This window comes from Marinobacter nauticus ATCC 49840, from assembly GCF_000284615.1.
Taxonomy (GTDB): Bacteria; Pseudomonadota; Gammaproteobacteria; order Pseudomonadales; family Oleiphilaceae; genus Marinobacter; species Marinobacter nauticus.
Map to the genome: position 1 here is coordinate 3,432,977 of NC_017067.1, position 14,556 is coordinate 3,447,532.

The 14,556-nt window shown below is 55.8% G+C and carries 14 protein-coding genes; 5 read left to right on the forward strand and 9 right to left on the reverse strand.

The genetic code is table 11. The features are described 5' to 3' along the window. From MARHY_RS15940 to MARHY_RS15960, 5 genes are all read right to left on the reverse strand, one after another. Positions 1-465, reverse strand: coding sequence for a hypothetical protein (locus tag MARHY_RS15940; protein WP_014422729.1), 465 nt, complete (start codon positions 463-465; stop codon positions 1-3). A 4-nt stretch (positions 466-469) separates the two neighbouring features. Further along, positions 470-1,255: a C39 family peptidase gene (locus MARHY_RS15945; protein WP_014422730.1), complete on the reverse strand. Its 786-nt coding sequence runs from the start codon at positions 1,253-1,255 to the stop codon at positions 470-472. Positions 1,256-1,270: 15 nt separating this feature from the next. Then, positions 1,271-1,609 (reverse strand): hypothetical protein, encoded by a 339-nt coding sequence (locus MARHY_RS15950; RefSeq protein ID WP_014422731.1) that lies wholly within the window; start codon positions 1,607-1,609, stop codon positions 1,271-1,273. A 52-nt stretch (positions 1,610-1,661) separates the two neighbouring features. Then, positions 1,662-2,729: a hypothetical protein gene (locus MARHY_RS15955; RefSeq protein WP_014422732.1), complete on the reverse strand. Its 1,068-nt coding sequence runs from the start codon at positions 2,727-2,729 to the stop codon at positions 1,662-1,664. A 384-nt stretch (positions 2,730-3,113) separates the two neighbouring features. Beyond that, positions 3,114-4,706 (reverse strand): isocitrate lyase, encoded by a 1,593-nt coding sequence (locus MARHY_RS15960; RefSeq protein WP_014422733.1) that lies wholly within the window; start codon positions 4,704-4,706, stop codon positions 3,114-3,116. A gap of 311 nt (positions 4,707-5,017) precedes the next feature. Between MARHY_RS15960 and MARHY_RS15965 the strand changes: the two genes are divergently transcribed. The 5 genes from MARHY_RS15965 (at position 5,018) to MARHY_RS15985 (ending at position 10,004) form a co-directional block, all read left to right on the forward strand. Then, positions 5,018-6,505 (forward strand): DUF1538 domain-containing protein, encoded by a 1,488-nt coding sequence (locus MARHY_RS15965; RefSeq protein ID WP_014422734.1) that lies wholly within the window; start codon positions 5,018-5,020, stop codon positions 6,503-6,505. Further along, positions 6,502-6,852 (forward strand): P-II family nitrogen regulator, encoded by a 351-nt coding sequence (locus MARHY_RS15970; RefSeq protein WP_014422735.1) that lies wholly within the window; start codon positions 6,502-6,504, stop codon positions 6,850-6,852. Before MARHY_RS15965 ends, MARHY_RS15970 begins: the two co-directional genes overlap by 4 nt. Positions 6,853-6,865: 13 nt before the next feature. After that, on the forward strand, positions 6,866-7,255 hold the full coding sequence (locus MARHY_RS15975) for a CBS domain-containing protein (RefSeq protein ID WP_014422736.1): 390 nt from the start codon (positions 6,866-6,868) through the stop codon (positions 7,253-7,255). A gap of 174 nt (positions 7,256-7,429) precedes the next feature. Continuing rightward, complete coding sequence (locus MARHY_RS15980) at positions 7,430-8,116, forward strand: transglutaminase-like cysteine peptidase (protein ID WP_041655640.1); 687 nt, start codon at positions 7,430-7,432, stop codon at positions 8,114-8,116. Next, positions 8,103-10,004 carry an EAL domain-containing protein gene (locus tag MARHY_RS15985; RefSeq protein WP_014422739.1) on the forward strand — a complete coding sequence of 634 codons (1,902 nt, stop codon included), beginning with the start codon at positions 8,103-8,105 and terminating at the stop codon, positions 10,002-10,004. Before MARHY_RS15980 ends, MARHY_RS15985 begins: the two co-directional genes overlap by 14 nt. On the opposite strand, the gene MARHY_RS15990 is transcribed toward MARHY_RS15985, so the two are convergent. The 4 genes from MARHY_RS15990 to MARHY_RS16005 are packed head-to-tail and all read right to left on the reverse strand — an operon-like array spanning position 10,001 to position 14,529. Further along, complete coding sequence (locus MARHY_RS15990; RefSeq protein WP_014422740.1) at positions 10,001-10,339, reverse strand: hypothetical protein; 339 nt, start codon at positions 10,337-10,339, stop codon at positions 10,001-10,003. The genes MARHY_RS15985 and MARHY_RS15990 overlap by 4 nt on opposite strands. After that, positions 10,323-10,970: a helix-turn-helix transcriptional regulator gene (locus tag MARHY_RS15995; RefSeq protein ID WP_014422741.1), complete on the reverse strand. Its 648-nt coding sequence runs from the start codon at positions 10,968-10,970 to the stop codon at positions 10,323-10,325. Before MARHY_RS15995 ends, MARHY_RS15990 begins: the two co-directional genes overlap by 17 nt. Beyond that, on the reverse strand, positions 10,967-12,397 hold the full coding sequence (locus MARHY_RS16000) for an HlyD family type I secretion periplasmic adaptor subunit (RefSeq protein ID WP_014422742.1): 1,431 nt from the start codon (positions 12,395-12,397) through the stop codon (positions 10,967-10,969). Before MARHY_RS16000 ends, MARHY_RS15995 begins: the two co-directional genes overlap by 4 nt. Next, positions 12,394-14,529, reverse strand: coding sequence for a type I secretion system permease/ATPase (locus tag MARHY_RS16005; protein ID WP_014422743.1), 2,136 nt, complete (start codon positions 14,527-14,529; stop codon positions 12,394-12,396). Before MARHY_RS16005 ends, MARHY_RS16000 begins: the two co-directional genes overlap by 4 nt. Positions 14,530-14,556 lie beyond the last annotated feature (27 nt).

The window sequence follows — 14,556 nt, forward strand, 5'->3', positions numbered from 1 at the left end:
TCACGGCAACATGGGCAGACTGAAATCCCGTGGCAACCGATAGGCGCCACCGAGGTTGTTCAATTCAATATTCAGTTGCCGGATGTTCTGGATGGTGGTTCCGTTCAGACTGTTCTGGATGACCGTCATCCAGCCGCCCGAGCCGGCCACGGCAGTATCAAGCGCCAGCTGCCCTGCTCCGCTCTCCCACGCTCCCTGAATGGATGCCAACTGGGTGCTCAGCCGGTCTGCGACCATGGGGTCGTTCAAATTCGGAATGGTCAGGCGATTTACAACCAGGGTCTGTCCGTTCACGGCCAGCACCTGCTCAAAGCCGATGGAGATCTCCAGATTGTTCATCACAAAGCCGCCCCGAAGCTGATCCAGCTCGGCATCCGCCAGGCTGGTGACAGGTAGTCTCAGCTCGGCACGAACCGGCCCGGCAAGAAGACTCAGGGAGATCAGAAAAGCGTATCGTTTAACCATGGCCTTACCACTCCTGTGTGCTGGGCCAGTATGGCAGGGTGTGCCCCAGTGCCGGTGAGCCAAGACCCTTGAACAGAGGCGCCCGGGCAAGGCCCGGCCAGTCGTCCCGGTCCAGAAAACTGGCTCGCCCCATATCCAGATGGCTGCGTATCACGAAGGCCGAGCCATCCCAATGCTCCTGGAATTCCGCCCAACTGTAGGCTTTAAGTCCCCGGGCCGGATCGCCCACCAGCACTTCCTGATCACTGATGCCCTTGATCACCACAAAATGCCGATAACCTCCCAGCGTTACCAGGGCAATCACCGGCACGCGAACCTGATCCCTGAGACCGGCCAGCGGCATGCGGAATCCATCGGCCAGATATCCTTCGGACTCCAGATAACGCTTCATATCCAGCATGGAGAAGCCCTGCTGGCGCACTTTATCCTGATCCGCCAGAGTCCACATACCTTCAAACACTTCCTGCTCACTGACCTCATCGCCGTAGTGAAAGGACAACAGCGATGCCAGTGCCGCCGAGCCACAGCTGAAATCGTATTCCTGCTGGAACACGGCCGAAAATCGCTGATTCTGAAAACTGGTGACAGACACCGGAACATCCCCGGCAGGCCCGGGAACCAGCACGGTGCCGGCGTGACCGGCGGTTGACAACATTCCGGCCATCACACCGGCCAGACAATCCCTGAAAAGCGACCGGCGGGAAAGGCCGCCACGCCTGGGCGCTACGGGAGTTGCCGACCGCACCTGACGGATGCGTTCCTGACGGTTCCCGATGCGATTGGTAGCCATGGCGGCCGCCCCTCCTCAATGGTTGATGAGAATATTGATTTGCGTGCTGTCCTGAATGACCACCTGGTTGCCGGTGTTCTGGATGACGGTGGCAATGCCGCTCATGTTGCCGAAAGCCTGATCACTGATACGGTTGTCTCCCGTCTTGACCGGGCCAGACAACACGTTGCCAGACACCAGAGCGTTCTGTTCTGATTCATTGAGTTGCCAATGGAGCGGAATTCCCTGTCGCCCGCTGGCAGCCTCCAACTGATCAGCACTCATTGGTTCCGCATCAGGCCAATCCCCGGCCCAGCTTGCGGACGCCACAGACACCAGCGCAGCCATCAGCATCCTGTTGATGAATCTGGCCATGACACATCTCCCGACAAAACCGGGCTGCCCTGGCCGGGCAGCCCGACCTGTCTCAGTTGCTGCCACCACCGGTACTCAGGTTGGACATTACGCTTACATTGGCCTGGGTTACGCTGCCAACGCCAGCATTCTGGGCAAATGCCCCGACGCCGGTGAAGTTGGCGGAGCCACCACTGATCTCGTTACCAGTGCGGGTATCCACATAGGAACCTTCACCGTTGGCGCTGCCATAAGTGACATTGGTGCCAGAGACCGAGCCGTTAAGCTCTGCATCGTTCATGAACACTTCCAACGACAGATTCAGCGTGGTGGCGCTGTTGTCTGAGTTGTCACTGCTATCGCTGTTGTAGGAATCGGTAGCGTTGGTGGAGTTGTCAGAACTGTCACTGTTGCCACTGTCCGCGATCTTGAACGAATCGTTCACGTTGGTGCTGTTGTCGGAATTATCGGAGTTGTCAGAGTTATCTGAGTTGTCCGAATTGTCGGAGTTATCCGAGTTATCCGATGCATCGGTGTTGCCACTATCGGCAATCTTGAAGGCATCGTTCACGTTAGTGCTGTTATCGGAATTGTCAGAGTTATCTGAGTTGTCCGAATTATCGGCGTTATCCGAGTTGTCTGACATGTCATTGCCACTATCAGCAACCTTGAACGAATCGCTGACGGTGGTGCTGTTGTCAGAGTTATCCGAGTTATCGGAGTTGTCAGACGCATCGGTATTGCCACTGTCGGCAATCTTGAAGGCGTCGTTCACGTTGGTGCTGCTGTCCGAATTATCGGAATTATCCGAGTTGTTCGAATTATCGGAGTTATTGGAGTTGTCCGAATTATTCGAGTTATCAGACATGTCGTTTCCACTGTCGGCGATCTTGAAAGAGTCTGCCACATCGGTACTGTTGTCTGAATTGTTGGAGTTATCGGAGCTGTCCGAGTTATCGGAGTTGTTGGTGGAGTTGTCGTTGCCAGAGTCCGCGTTACCGGAATAGTTGGTATTGGCAGCGGAGTTGTCGTTGGCATTGTTATTGGGGTCACCGTCCCCACCCTGGTCAGCCAGTGCAAATCCGGAGATACCCATGCTCATGGCGATGGCAGCGGCTAGCAGTTTTTTCTTGGTATTCATGATGTCATGTCCTTTTGATGGTATTGGCTTAGAGGGGTCCAACCCAACCCGCCAGCATTCGGGTAAGCCAAGGTCCAGACCCGCCCGGAGATAAGAGCGATTCCCGTGCCAGAAGCCAAAAAAATTACTCAGGACATTGAAAAATAAAGAGAAATAAAAATTTCAAGAACACCAGAAAACAACTGTGAACTGACGAACTGTTGCGCTGGTGAAACAGCAAACGGTGGCTACATATCAGCCATTTCGCTTTTGTCCCCCAATATCAGCAACCTGGAAAAATCCGCCAGTGTTAAAAAACAAAACCCCGCAGGGCGATAGCCATGCGGGGTTTCTGGTAGCTGGCAGGCACCTGCGGGTGCCTGCCGGACAACCTGAACCGGTCGATTAACCGAACTGGTTCATGGTGTTGTCTTTACCACCGGCTTTCAGAGCCGCTTCACCAGCGAAGAACTCTTTGTGGTCATCACCGATGTTGGAACCGGCCATGTCCTGGTGCTTCACGGTAGCGATGCCCTGACGGATTTCCTGACGCTGTACGCCAGCAACGTAGGCCAGCATGCCTTCGTCACCGAAGTAGCCTTTGGCCAGGTTGTCGGTAGACAGAGCCGCAGTGTGGTACGTCGGCAGAGTGATCAGGTGATGGAACACACCAGCTTCACGGGACGCATCACGCTGGAAGTTACGGCACCACTCGTCAGCCAGCTGACCCAGCTCAGTGTTGTCGTACTCGGCGCTCATCAGCTTGGCACGGTCGTAGGCAGATACGTCTTTGCCTTCTTCCTGCATGGCATCGAATACCTGCTGACGGAAGTTCAGAGTCCAGTTGAAGGACGGGCTGTTGTTGTAAACCAGCTTGGCGTCGGGCACCACTTCCTTGATGCGGTTAACCATGCCAGCGATCTGGCCAACGTGCGGCTTCTCGGTTTCGATCCACAGCATGTCAGCGCCGTTCTGCAGGCTGGTGATGCAGTCCAGAACAACACGGTCTTCGCCAGAACCCGGCTTGAAGCAGAACAGGCCAGAGGCCAGACGCTTCGGCTTCAGCAGCTTGCCGTTGGACTTGATCACAACGTCGCCGTTCTCGATCTGGGAAGCGTCGTCGATGTACTCGCCGTCCAGGAAGCTGTTGTACTGGTCGCCCAGGTCGCCCGGCTCGTTGGTAACAGCGATCTGCTTGGTCAGGCCAGCACCCAGGGAGTCAGTACGGGCAACGATCACGCCGTCGTCCACACCCAGTTCCAGGAACGCCAGACGAACCGCGTTGATCTTGGACAGGAAGTCGGCATGGGGAACGGTTACTTTGCCGTCCTGGTGGCCACACTGCTTCTCGTCAGACACCTGGTTCTCGATCTGGATACAGCAAGCACCGGCTTCGATCATCTGCTTGGCTAGCAGATAGGTCGCTTCGGCGTTACCGAAACCAGCGTCGATGTCCGCAATGATGGGCACAACGTGGGTTTCGTGGTTGTCGATCTGCTTGATCAGCTCTTCGGCCTTGGCAGTATCGCCAGCGTTTTCAGCTTCTTCCAGGGCGCGGAACAGGTGGTTCAGTTCCCAGGCATCGGCCTGACGCAGGAAGGTGTACAGTTCTTCGATCAGGCCAGAAACAGCAGTCTTCTCGTGCATGGACTGGTCAGGCAGCGGGCCGAACTCGGAACGCAGGGCAGCAACCATCCAGCCAGACAGGTACAGGTAACGACGCTTGGTGGTACCGAAGTGCTTCTTGATGGAGATCATCTTCTGCTGGCCGATGAAACCGTGCCAGCAACCCAGAGACTGGGTGTACTTGGAAGAATCGGCATCGTAAGCAGCCATGTCTTCACGCATGATCTTGGCGGTGTACTTGGCGATGTCCAGACCAGTCTTGAACTTGTTCTGGGCGCGCATGCGGGCCGCGTGCTTCGGGTTGATGGCGTTCCAGGTGGGGTTCTGCTTCACGAGGGAAGCGATTTGGTCGACGTCTTGTGCGTAAGGCATGGTCTCTATCCTTTCTACGTTTGTGTTCAAAAGGTTCGGAGTGCTGCTGCCAGCAGCCTCCGGAGTCAGCCACCGGCCGGATTAACCGGGCTGGTGGTGACGTTGGGCGTAACTTTAGTGCTTTCGAATTTATAATTGAAATTTATATGGTGTATTTTCGGCATTTTTTAAATGAATACACATAATCCCTGCCGACAGGCTGAAGGCCTATTATTGAGGCGGGTCATTTCGGACAGACTACAGCGTGCTATGATTCAGGCACTTGACCCAGATCAGCAACCTCCCTCACCCACGGGCTACAGGGGCATTCTGTGTTCTACGTCCGCGCCTTCAATCATTCACTCCTGCACGCACTGAAGAACCTGCTTCCCATTGTGATCGTGGTGGCGTTCTTTCAGGTCGCCATTCTCCAGCAGGTGCCAGAGAACCTGTTCAGCATGGTTGCCGGCCTGTTTGTGGTTGCCATCGGTGTTGCCCTGTTTCTGCAAGGGCTCGAGCTTAGCATCTTCCCGCTCGGAAAGAGCCTGTCGAATCAGTTTGCCCGGCGCGGTTCCCTGGTCATTCTCCTGGCCTTCGGCTTTGCTATGGGCTTCTCTGCGGTGATCGCCGAGCCAGCCCTGATTGCGGTGGCCGAGCAGGCGCAAACCATCAGCGAGGGGCGCATCGACAGCCTGACACTCCGGGTGCTGGTGGCGTTGTCCGTGGGTTTCGTGGTGGCCCTCGGCATTTTCCGGACCATCTTCGGCTACCCGTTACACTGGTTCATGATTACCGGTTACGTCATCGTGGTGATCGTCACCTGGTTTGCACCGGAGGAAATCGTCGGTCTGGCGTACGATTCCGGCGGTGTCACCACCAATGTTGTGACCGTGCCGCTGATTGCCGCGTTGGGCATAGGTCTGGCTGCGTCGATCCGAGGCCGGAACCCGCTGATTGACGGTTTCGGACTGGTCGCACTGGCGGTGATGGTACCGATGGTCACCGTGCAGGTTTACGGCATGTTGGTGTACTCAGGTTCTGCCGAAGCCGAGGGTGTCCCGCTCTCACCAGATGTCGGAGAAACCAAGCCTTCCGGCGTGGTCGGCGCACTGCTGGACCTGGTCACCATGATTCGGGATGTTCTGCCCATCATCATTACGGTGCTCTTCTTTCAGTATCTGGTACTGCGCCGCAAACTTCCCAATCCACGCAAGGTCATCTTTGGTTTTACCTTGGTGATTCTGGGGCTTTATGCCTTTGTGATCGGTCTCAAGATGGGGTTGTTTCCGATTGGTACCAGCATGGCCGAACAACTGACGGCCAGAGACAACTATCTTTACGTGTACCTCTTTGCACTGATGATCGGCTTTGCCACGACCATGGCGGAACCGGCGCTGATCGCCATCGGCAGACAGGCGGAAGAAGCCGCCGGGGGAACCCTGAACGGCAATGTCATTCGCATACTGGTGGCGGTCGGGGTAGCCGTCGGCATCACTATCGGCGTTCACCGGATCATCACCGGCGACTCCATTCACTACTACATCATGGGCGGCTATATTCTGGTCGTCGGCCTGACCCTGATTGCGCCCCGCTACATCATCGCGCTGGCCTATGATCTGGGTGGGGTCACCACGTCGGAAGTAACCGTCCCTCTGGTTACCGCCCTGGGCATTGGCCTGGCCAGCAGTATCGACGGACGCAGCATTCTCATCGACGGCTTCGGGCTGATTGCCTTTGCTTCAATCTTTCCTATCGTAACGGTGATGGCCTACGCCATCGTATCCCAGTATCTTGCAGAACCACGTAAGGAGACACCATGAAATTCTCGGCACTGGTGGCCATCGTTCCTGAAGACCTGGAGCAAGAGTGTATTGATTCTGCCCGGGATTGCGGTGCCGGAGGAATCACTGTGATGTCCGGCCGGGGCATCAGCAATACCGCGAAAAAAACGTTCTTCGGCCTCACCTATGACGGCAGCCAGAGCGTGTTACTGATGGTGCTGGAGAAAGGGTTGTCGCTGGACGTACTGAAAGCCATCCAGAAAGCCATCATGCCGGATGGCAAGGATTCCCAAGGCATGATCTTTACAGTACCACTGGAACATCTCGGCGGTATCGACATGGCCCAGGTGGAAAGATTTGAACAATACCTGAAAGACTCTCTGTAACCGGAGCACGATAATGAAACTGGTCAAAGACGTGATGATGACGGACATCATACGAATCTCCGCCTTCGCCAAGATACGCGAAGCGTTGTCCCTGATGAAACGGCACAATGTTAAATCCCTGGTGGTCGACCGCCAGAGCGAGCACGATGCCTGGGGGCTGATTACCTATACCAATATTGTCAAAACCATCATCGCGGAGGACGGGGACATTGACCTGCTGAACGTATTTGATGCCTGTGCCAAACCGGTGATCAGCATTGGTGAAAGCCTGAACGCCAGGCACGCCGCCAGCCTCATGATTCGATACCGGGTCAAACGACTGTTGGTGGTAGAGAATAATGAACTGCGAGGTTTACTCGTCATGGATGACTTGATGACAGCGTTACTTGACAATATAGACTGAGAGCAGAATGCAGGCTGCTTTCAGGAGTTACACATTAACAACTGACAATCGACGTGGCGCGCAGACAAACTGACTACTCAAATCGCAGCATTGCGACAAGCGAACCCAAGGAGTCGAAGCGTGTTGGCGCGCTGCACAAAAAACAGCACCAGCATCGTATCAAAAACAGCGGTCTTGGCGACTCTCTGTTTTTTCCTGGCCGTTACGGGGCTTTTTTCGCTCTATTCCAGTGCCTCAAGCGGGCTCCACACCCGTATCGATTTTGAGGAAAACGAGAGGGCGTGGCATCGAATGGTGTCAGGCGATAATGCCGCAAAACTAAAGCGCTGGCATGGTGTGCTTGAACAGGTAAGATCGTTTGATAATCCTGAAAAGCTTAGATATATCAATTCCTTTGTCCACGATGCACTGTCTTACCAGCTGGACAGGGCACTCTGGGGAAAGGAAGACTATTGGGCAACCCCTCTTGAAACCCTGTCCAGGGGCCGCGGCGACTGCGAGGATTATGTCATCATTCAATATATAAGCCTGCTCAACGCCGGCGTAAGCGATGACAAGCTTCGCCTTATCTATGTCCGCGCCCGAATTGGCGGGCCCTCCAGCCCCATCACCCAGCCTCACATGGTGCTTGGTTACTATCCGGAGCCCGGCGCCGAACCGCTTTTGCTGGACAGTCTGGTTGAAGACATCCTGCCTGCCAGCGAACGAACCGACCTTACCCCGGTCTTCAGCTTCAACATTAGCGAACTCTGGGCGGCTAGTGGAGCCTCCGCGGGCAGTGCTACCGCTCGCCTGTCCCCATGGCGCAATGTACTAGAGAGAATCAAGAGCGAAGGAGTGAGCTTCAATGTCCCTCGTTAAACAGTTATGGCTGGGCACCAGTTTGCTGATTCTGACAGCTTTCCTGGCAAGCCTGGCGGCGAGTCTGGTCTCCGCGCAAAGTTATTACCAAGAGCAGTTGATGCTGAAAAACATCGATAGCGCCAACTCACTGGCACTGACCATGTCGCACTCTGAAAAAGAGCAGGCATTGATGGCGTCCTTCCTCGATGCACAGTTTTCAACAGGGCATTATCAACGCATCGAGTTGTCGCAAACAGACGGCCAGTCACTGTCTTTCACTGCTTCGCCCGCTGATCATCAGGCGCCCAGCTGGTTTCGTGTGATGTTTCCCCTGGACATTCCGCCCGGTGTAGCCACGGTTTCCGATGGCTGGGTGAACTTTGGGACGCTGTATGTCGAGAGCGCCAGAACATACGCCCAGACATCGCTATGGGTGACAGCCCAGCGCCTGTTCATTTGGCTGTGCCTCGTAGCCGTGATTGCTGGACTGATTGGCAGCTGGCTGGTGCGACGCATCAGCAGCCCATTGAACGATGTGGTGAAACAGGCTGAAGCGATTGGAGAAAAACGCTTCATCGTGTCCGAGGAACCCAACACTACGGAGTTCCGGCGCGTTGTCAGCGCCATGAACAAGCTCTCGAGGCGTGTCGAAACGATTCTGGAGTCTGAGGCAAAAGCGCTGGCAGACATGCGTGAACGGGCGCTGAATGATCCGGTCACTGGCGTTGCCAATCGGGAGTTTTTCATCAGTCAGTTAAACAGTCTGATCGATGACCCGGAGTCTGACACCAGGCACACGCTGGTTCTTCTTCGGATACCCGGATTGGCAGAACTCAACGCGCAGCTCGGACGAGATCAGGTCAATGAAGCACTCCAGATTATGTGCGGTAATGTGCTGAAAGCGCTGAGCAATAGCGATCTCTTGTTTCAGGATGCCTTCATGGGCCGCCTGAATGGGTCTGACTTTGGGCTCTTGGTCACTGGATTCCAGGATGCATCACACATTCTTCCGACCCTTGAACAGATGCTTACCGGCCCAGTCATGCGCCGGGCGAGGCTGTCAGTCTCAACATTCGACTCGACAGCGACGCACGCAGCCGTACTGATGCATGCGGACCATCTGCTCGCAACCGCCGAGCAAACCAACCAGCGAGCCGTTGTTGATGAGGACAACCCTGAGGACATTCCATTCCGCAATGCCGCCGAATGGCGCACCGCACTCAATCAGGCGCTGGAGGAGCGAGCCATCGACGTCGCCTTCCACCCCTTGATTGATCGTTCTGGTAACATCATTCAGGTCGAGGCGAAGGTGCGGCTCAAACTACTGGATCAATGGCGCCCGGCTGGCTTTTTTCTTCCCTGGGGGCGGCGGCTTGGCCTTTTACCTCACGTTGACACAGCCATGGTCCAGTATCTTCTTGAAACGTTCACGGAGCAGGGCGAACTCCCGGTTGTCGTTCATATCGCCAGAGAAACCTTACTGGATGAGACTTTGCGGCGCACCATCGTCAATCTCCTGAGCCAGCGCCACGAGCCCAGACGATCCTTCCGGCTTGAGCTGCCCGAGGAGGTCCTCGCCGAGGGAGAGCTGCTGCTTGGCCGCTTCGTCGAAGAAATACAGACACAAGGTTGCCAGGTGGGAATCAGCGGAATTGGCAAAAACCTGGAAAGCATTGCCAAGGTCCACGAGCTGGGTCTCGACTACCTGAAAACAGATCCTGTTTATGCCCAGCGGCTTGAAGACGACCCAGCCACTCAGCAATATCTCCAGCGTTTGACCGGACTGGCTCACTCCATAGGGCTGAGTATCTACCTGGCGGGCGCAAAGACAGACGGATGCGTCCAGGCTGCCTGGAATGTGGGATTAGACGGGGTCACCGGGCCGGGCGTGAAGTCAGGCAATTAATCAAAATCGAACAGATCGTCTCCGCTGTTATCAATCAAATTGAGGTGATCGTCCTGCCCCCGCATGGACTTTCGTTCCATCAGCTTGGCTTGGGCTTCCGAGGGCAAATCGGTAAAGCGTATGACACCTTTCATCGCCAACAGGTCCACCAGGTCCTCAATGACCCGAATGAGGGAAGAATCCGACGCCCTGAAGCGGACGTCGGCATCGACGTCAGCGCGGCTGTAAAGAAAGGCTTCGACAGAGGGATCGTCGTCTGGAGCCTCAACGAAACCGGCTAAAGGCTCCTCACTGACAGCAACAACTCGGCCGGACTGGTTACGCCTGATGAACATTGTCTTGCTTCCTGTTGGCAAGCTGGCCATTCACATAAAGCATCAACTGCATACGGTCCTTAACGGCCAGCTTCTTGAATATGGCCCCCATATGTTCCTTGACAGTGCGTTCGGTAATGCCGAGGTCTGAGGCAATCTGCCGGTTACTCAACCCCTTGGACGCACTTAACGCAACTTCAGTTTCTCGGCTGGTCAGCGACTGCAAATCGCCTTTTGGCTCATGCCCCTGATCCGACTCGACGGCACGTGCAACCGACTGCAACAGTGAACTCAGGAGATTCTCCGGAAACCACAAACCGCCTGCCAGAATCGTCTTGGCGACCTGGCGGAAGACCTTATCGTTTGATAACGCTGGCAGATAAGCCCGCGCTCCGCACGCCAGACTTCGGTTCATTTCAGCGGCTTCGGGTAGCCGCGCGAGCACAGCCACACGAATACCAGCCTCGGAAAACATGCGCACACATTCTTGCCAGCCCGGCACATCGGAACTTATCCAGGCCACCGAGGCTTTCGGCATCGACACATGCTGCCCATCAACCATTTGCTGGGGCACCCCAGGCAATACCCGCTCCCAGTGGCCCAGAGGGCGAAAAGCACGACCATACAGCAGAATAGAGGACTCTGTTTTCATCGCTCGCTCAGTGCCAGAGAAGTAGCGCGCACCACGGGCTTGAGCAGGTACTCAAGCACTGTTTTCTGCCCGGTCAGGATGTCTACCTGTGCCGTCATTCCGGGGATAATGGCAAATTGCTCCGAAAATCCCTGAGTTTCAGTGCGCAGTCTTGTCAGATAATAGGTGTTGTTGTCTTCATCGGTGATCGTGTCTGCACTGATGTGCTCAACCGTTGCCCTCAGCCCGCCAAAAACCGCAAAATCATAGGCGGTAAACTTGACGATGGCTTCCTGGCCCTTCTGGATAAAAGCAATGTCTTTGGGCGACACTCTCGCCTCGACCAGCAATTCATCGTTCAGCGGGACGATTTCTACCACGTCCTGGCCTGGCGAGACCACACCACCCACCGTTTTCACAAACAAGCGCTGAACGGTGCCGTCAACCGGTGCAACAATTCGGGTTTTGCTGACGCGATCCTGTAATCCATCCAGTGTCTCGAGAGTCGCCGCCAGCTCGCTGACTGAGTCCGACAACTGCTCACGCCAGCGATTGGTCATAACCAGCCCGGTTTCCCGTATCTTCGATTCTGCTTCCAGAATAGCCGACCGCGAACGCGTGATCGCAGCCTCAGCCTGAGCAAGCTCACCCCGCGCATTCGAGATTTCTCTCTCCAGCTTGATCAAGTCAACTTCTGAAACCGCTCCCGAGGCCAGCAAGGGTCGCTTGAGTTCAAGTTCCCTGGACGCCAGTTTCAGCACTTCCTGGAATTGCCGGCGGGCCGACTGAGCCTCCTCAAGATCGGCCTGACGCTGTTGCAACTGTTGGCGATGAATCGCCTCCTGCTCCTGCATTTCGCGGCGACTGTTTTCAAACAAGGAGCGCTGGACCGTGACAAGTTGTGGAGAACGCTCAATAAACTCAGGCGGGAACGTGAGCTCCTTGCCCTGAACGAGAGCCTCTAGCCGGAATATATCGGCGGTCAAGGATAATTCCCTCGCTTTCTGCTCGGCAAAGTCAGAATCGAAGCGGGTCGATTCAATGCTAACCAGCAATTGCCCTTTCTTGACCAGTTCGCCTTCCTGCACAGACAGAACCTCAACGACGCCTCCATCCAGAGACTGCACCACCTGCAGTTGCGTCGAGGGAATCACCCGGCCATCCCCTCGAGCGACCTCATCAATCGGTGCCAAGCCGGCCCAGACCAGCAACGCAATCACAGTCAGAAAGATCATCCACAACAGCGCTCTCGGCCGGATCGGCTCCTGCTGAATGCGGGCCCACTCACTGTCTACTTCCCACCCACGCTGATCCGGGACGCGCAGCCAACGCCCTGCCAGCTTCTCAAGCCAACGTTCCGGACGCTTGCCAACACGCTCAGCGCCCTTGCCAATCCGGTGAAAGCTCTTCTCGGCCAATGACGAGGACGGCTCATTGTTCTCGCTCACGAGGCCCCCCTTATCTTACCCTGACGCAATGCCTCGACGACCGTTGCTTTTGGTCCATCCGCGACAATCCGGCCGCCATCCAGCACAATAATCCGGTCCGCCAGTTCCAGCAACGAGGTTCGATGCGTGACCATCAATAGCGTCTTGTTCTCCGCCGCTTTGGCCAGACTGCGCTTGAAGTGTTCTTCGCTACTGTGATCCAGAGAGCCCGTGGGCTCGTCCAGCAGCAGAATGGCGGGATCACCCACCATCGCCCGCGCGATGGCTAACGCCTGACGCTGCCCGCCAGACAGTCGCTGGCCACGCTCACCAACCTGCAGATCAAACCCATCTGGCTGTGCATCGACGAACGACTTCAAACCGCTGAGTTCTGTTACCCGAAGCAGTTCCTCATCGGACACCGGCCGGGAAAGCGTGATGTTGTCTCTGAGACTCCCGAAAAAGAGCTCCACATCTTGCGGCACATAGCCAATATTGTTTCGAAGTTCCGCCGGGTCTAACTGACGAACATCCACATTATCCAGCGACAAGGTACCTGCGGAGGGGTGGTGTAGTCCAAGCAACAGGCGTTGCAGCGTACTTTTGCCCGAGCCGTTTCGCCCCAGAACCGCCACCCGCTCACCTGGGTTCAGTTTCATTGAAACGCCGGTGAGCGCGGCCTGCCCGGCGTCCGGATAACTGAAATGCACATCCCGAAGTTCCACCCGACCACTCAAGCGAGGGCGCGAGACCCAGTCCTTTCCGGCTTCACGCTCCTGTGGCAAAGCCATGATATCGTCGAGGGTTCGGAGCGCTGTCGCTGCCTGGTGATACTGAGCCAGCAAACCGGCAGCCTGACTGACCGGCGCCATGGCACGCGAGGACAACAGATAAGCAGCGATCAGGCCACCCTGGGTCAACTCACCGTTGATGATCAGATATACCCCGAGGATGATGATTGAAACCGCAACCAGGTGCTGAACCCACTGCGCACCATTCTGAAGACTGGCAGAGATGAATTTCAGGCGAGCTCCAACGTTGCTGATATATAGCGATGTGCGCTCATAGGCTTCCTGTATCCGGCTTTCAACGCCGAAACTCTTGACCGATTCCAGGTTCGCGAGACCCTCTACCAGAGTCGCATTCCGCTGGGAACTCGCCGACATGCTCTCTTCGGACAAGTCCCGTAAACGGCGCTGCGCGATGGCGGCATAAATTACAAGGCCGAGCGCCCCCACCAGCACTGGAATGCCAAGGGGCCAACTGATTAGCACAATCACCACCAGGAACAGAAGCATAAACGGCAGGTCGACCAATCCCACCACGGTCATGGAACTGACAAACGAGCGTACAGATTCAAACGACTGAACATTTGCGGCAAATGCGCCCGCAGATTGTGGACGATGTGCCAGGCTGAGTCCCAACACCCGTTCCATAATCGTCGCGGACAGTTTCGCATCCGCGCGACTGGCGGCCAGATCAATGAACCATCCGCGCATCAGGCGAAGAACCAGATCTGCACAAAGGGCGATCAGAAGCCCCACCGCCAGGACCCACAACGTATGCGTGGCATGGTTGGGCACCACGCGGTCGTACACGTTCATGACAAACAAAGGCATGGCAACCGCGAAGACATTGATCAACAGCGCGGCGATACAGATATCACGATACAGCTTGCGATTCTCGCCAATGACACTCCAGAACCAGTGCCCGCCCTGCGCCGCCCGTGTTCTGGTTGCGCGCTGATCAAAGTGAAATCTCGGGCGACAATAGATCACTGTCCCTGAGTAGAGTTCGGATAACTGTGCAGAGGTAATCTCCGTTTCTGACTCGGGCAGCTCGGGAAAAACGACCGATGCCAAGCCTCCCTCCGCATCAAGCGAGTGAACGACACACGCACGTTCATTATTCAACAACAACACTGCAGGCAGCAGCGCGGTATTGATTGATGACAATGACTGTTGACAGACCTGGCTGCTAAAACCCAGTCGCCGAGCGCCTCGACCAAACAGCGAGGGCGTCAGTCGGCCCTGGTCAAGGGGTAATCCGGAAACAATGGATTCTCCGGACGCCTGGCGTCCATGTAATTTGCAAAGAACGCGCAGGCACGTTAGCAAGTCATCCTGCCGGTGATCTATTGCAGAAGTTTCCACGCCTCTCCTTATCTATGCCGAAATGGA

Coding starts and splice junctions, on each gene's coding strand:
- MARHY_RS15995 (WP_014422741.1), bottom strand. CDS start 10,970: ATGAAAACAGAGTCCTCTATTCTGCTGTATGGTCGTGCTTTTCGCCCT.
- MARHY_RS15940 (WP_014422729.1), bottom strand. CDS start 465: ATGGTTAAACGATACGCTTTTCTGATCTCCCTGAGTCTTCTTGCCGGG.
- MARHY_RS15955 (WP_014422732.1), bottom strand. CDS start 2,729: ATGAATACCAAGAAAAAACTGCTAGCCGCTGCCATCGCCATGAGCATG.
- MARHY_RS15970 (WP_014422735.1), top strand. CDS start 6,502: ATGAAATTCTCGGCACTGGTGGCCATCGTTCCTGAAGACCTGGAGCAA.
- MARHY_RS15975 (WP_014422736.1), top strand. CDS start 6,866: ATGAAACTGGTCAAAGACGTGATGATGACGGACATCATACGAATCTCC.
- MARHY_RS15985 (WP_014422739.1), top strand. CDS start 8,103: ATGTCCCTCGTTAAACAGTTATGGCTGGGCACCAGTTTGCTGATTCTG.
- MARHY_RS15945 (WP_014422730.1), bottom strand. CDS start 1,255: ATGGCTACCAATCGCATCGGGAACCGTCAGGAACGCATCCGTCAGGTG.
- MARHY_RS15950 (WP_014422731.1), bottom strand. CDS start 1,609: ATGGCCAGATTCATCAACAGGATGCTGATGGCTGCGCTGGTGTCTGTG.
- MARHY_RS15990 (WP_014422740.1), bottom strand. CDS start 10,339: ATGTTCATCAGGCGTAACCAGTCCGGCCGAGTTGTTGCTGTCAGTGAG.
- MARHY_RS15960 (WP_014422733.1), bottom strand. CDS start 4,706: ATGCCTTACGCACAAGACGTCGACCAAATCGCTTCCCTCGTGAAGCAG.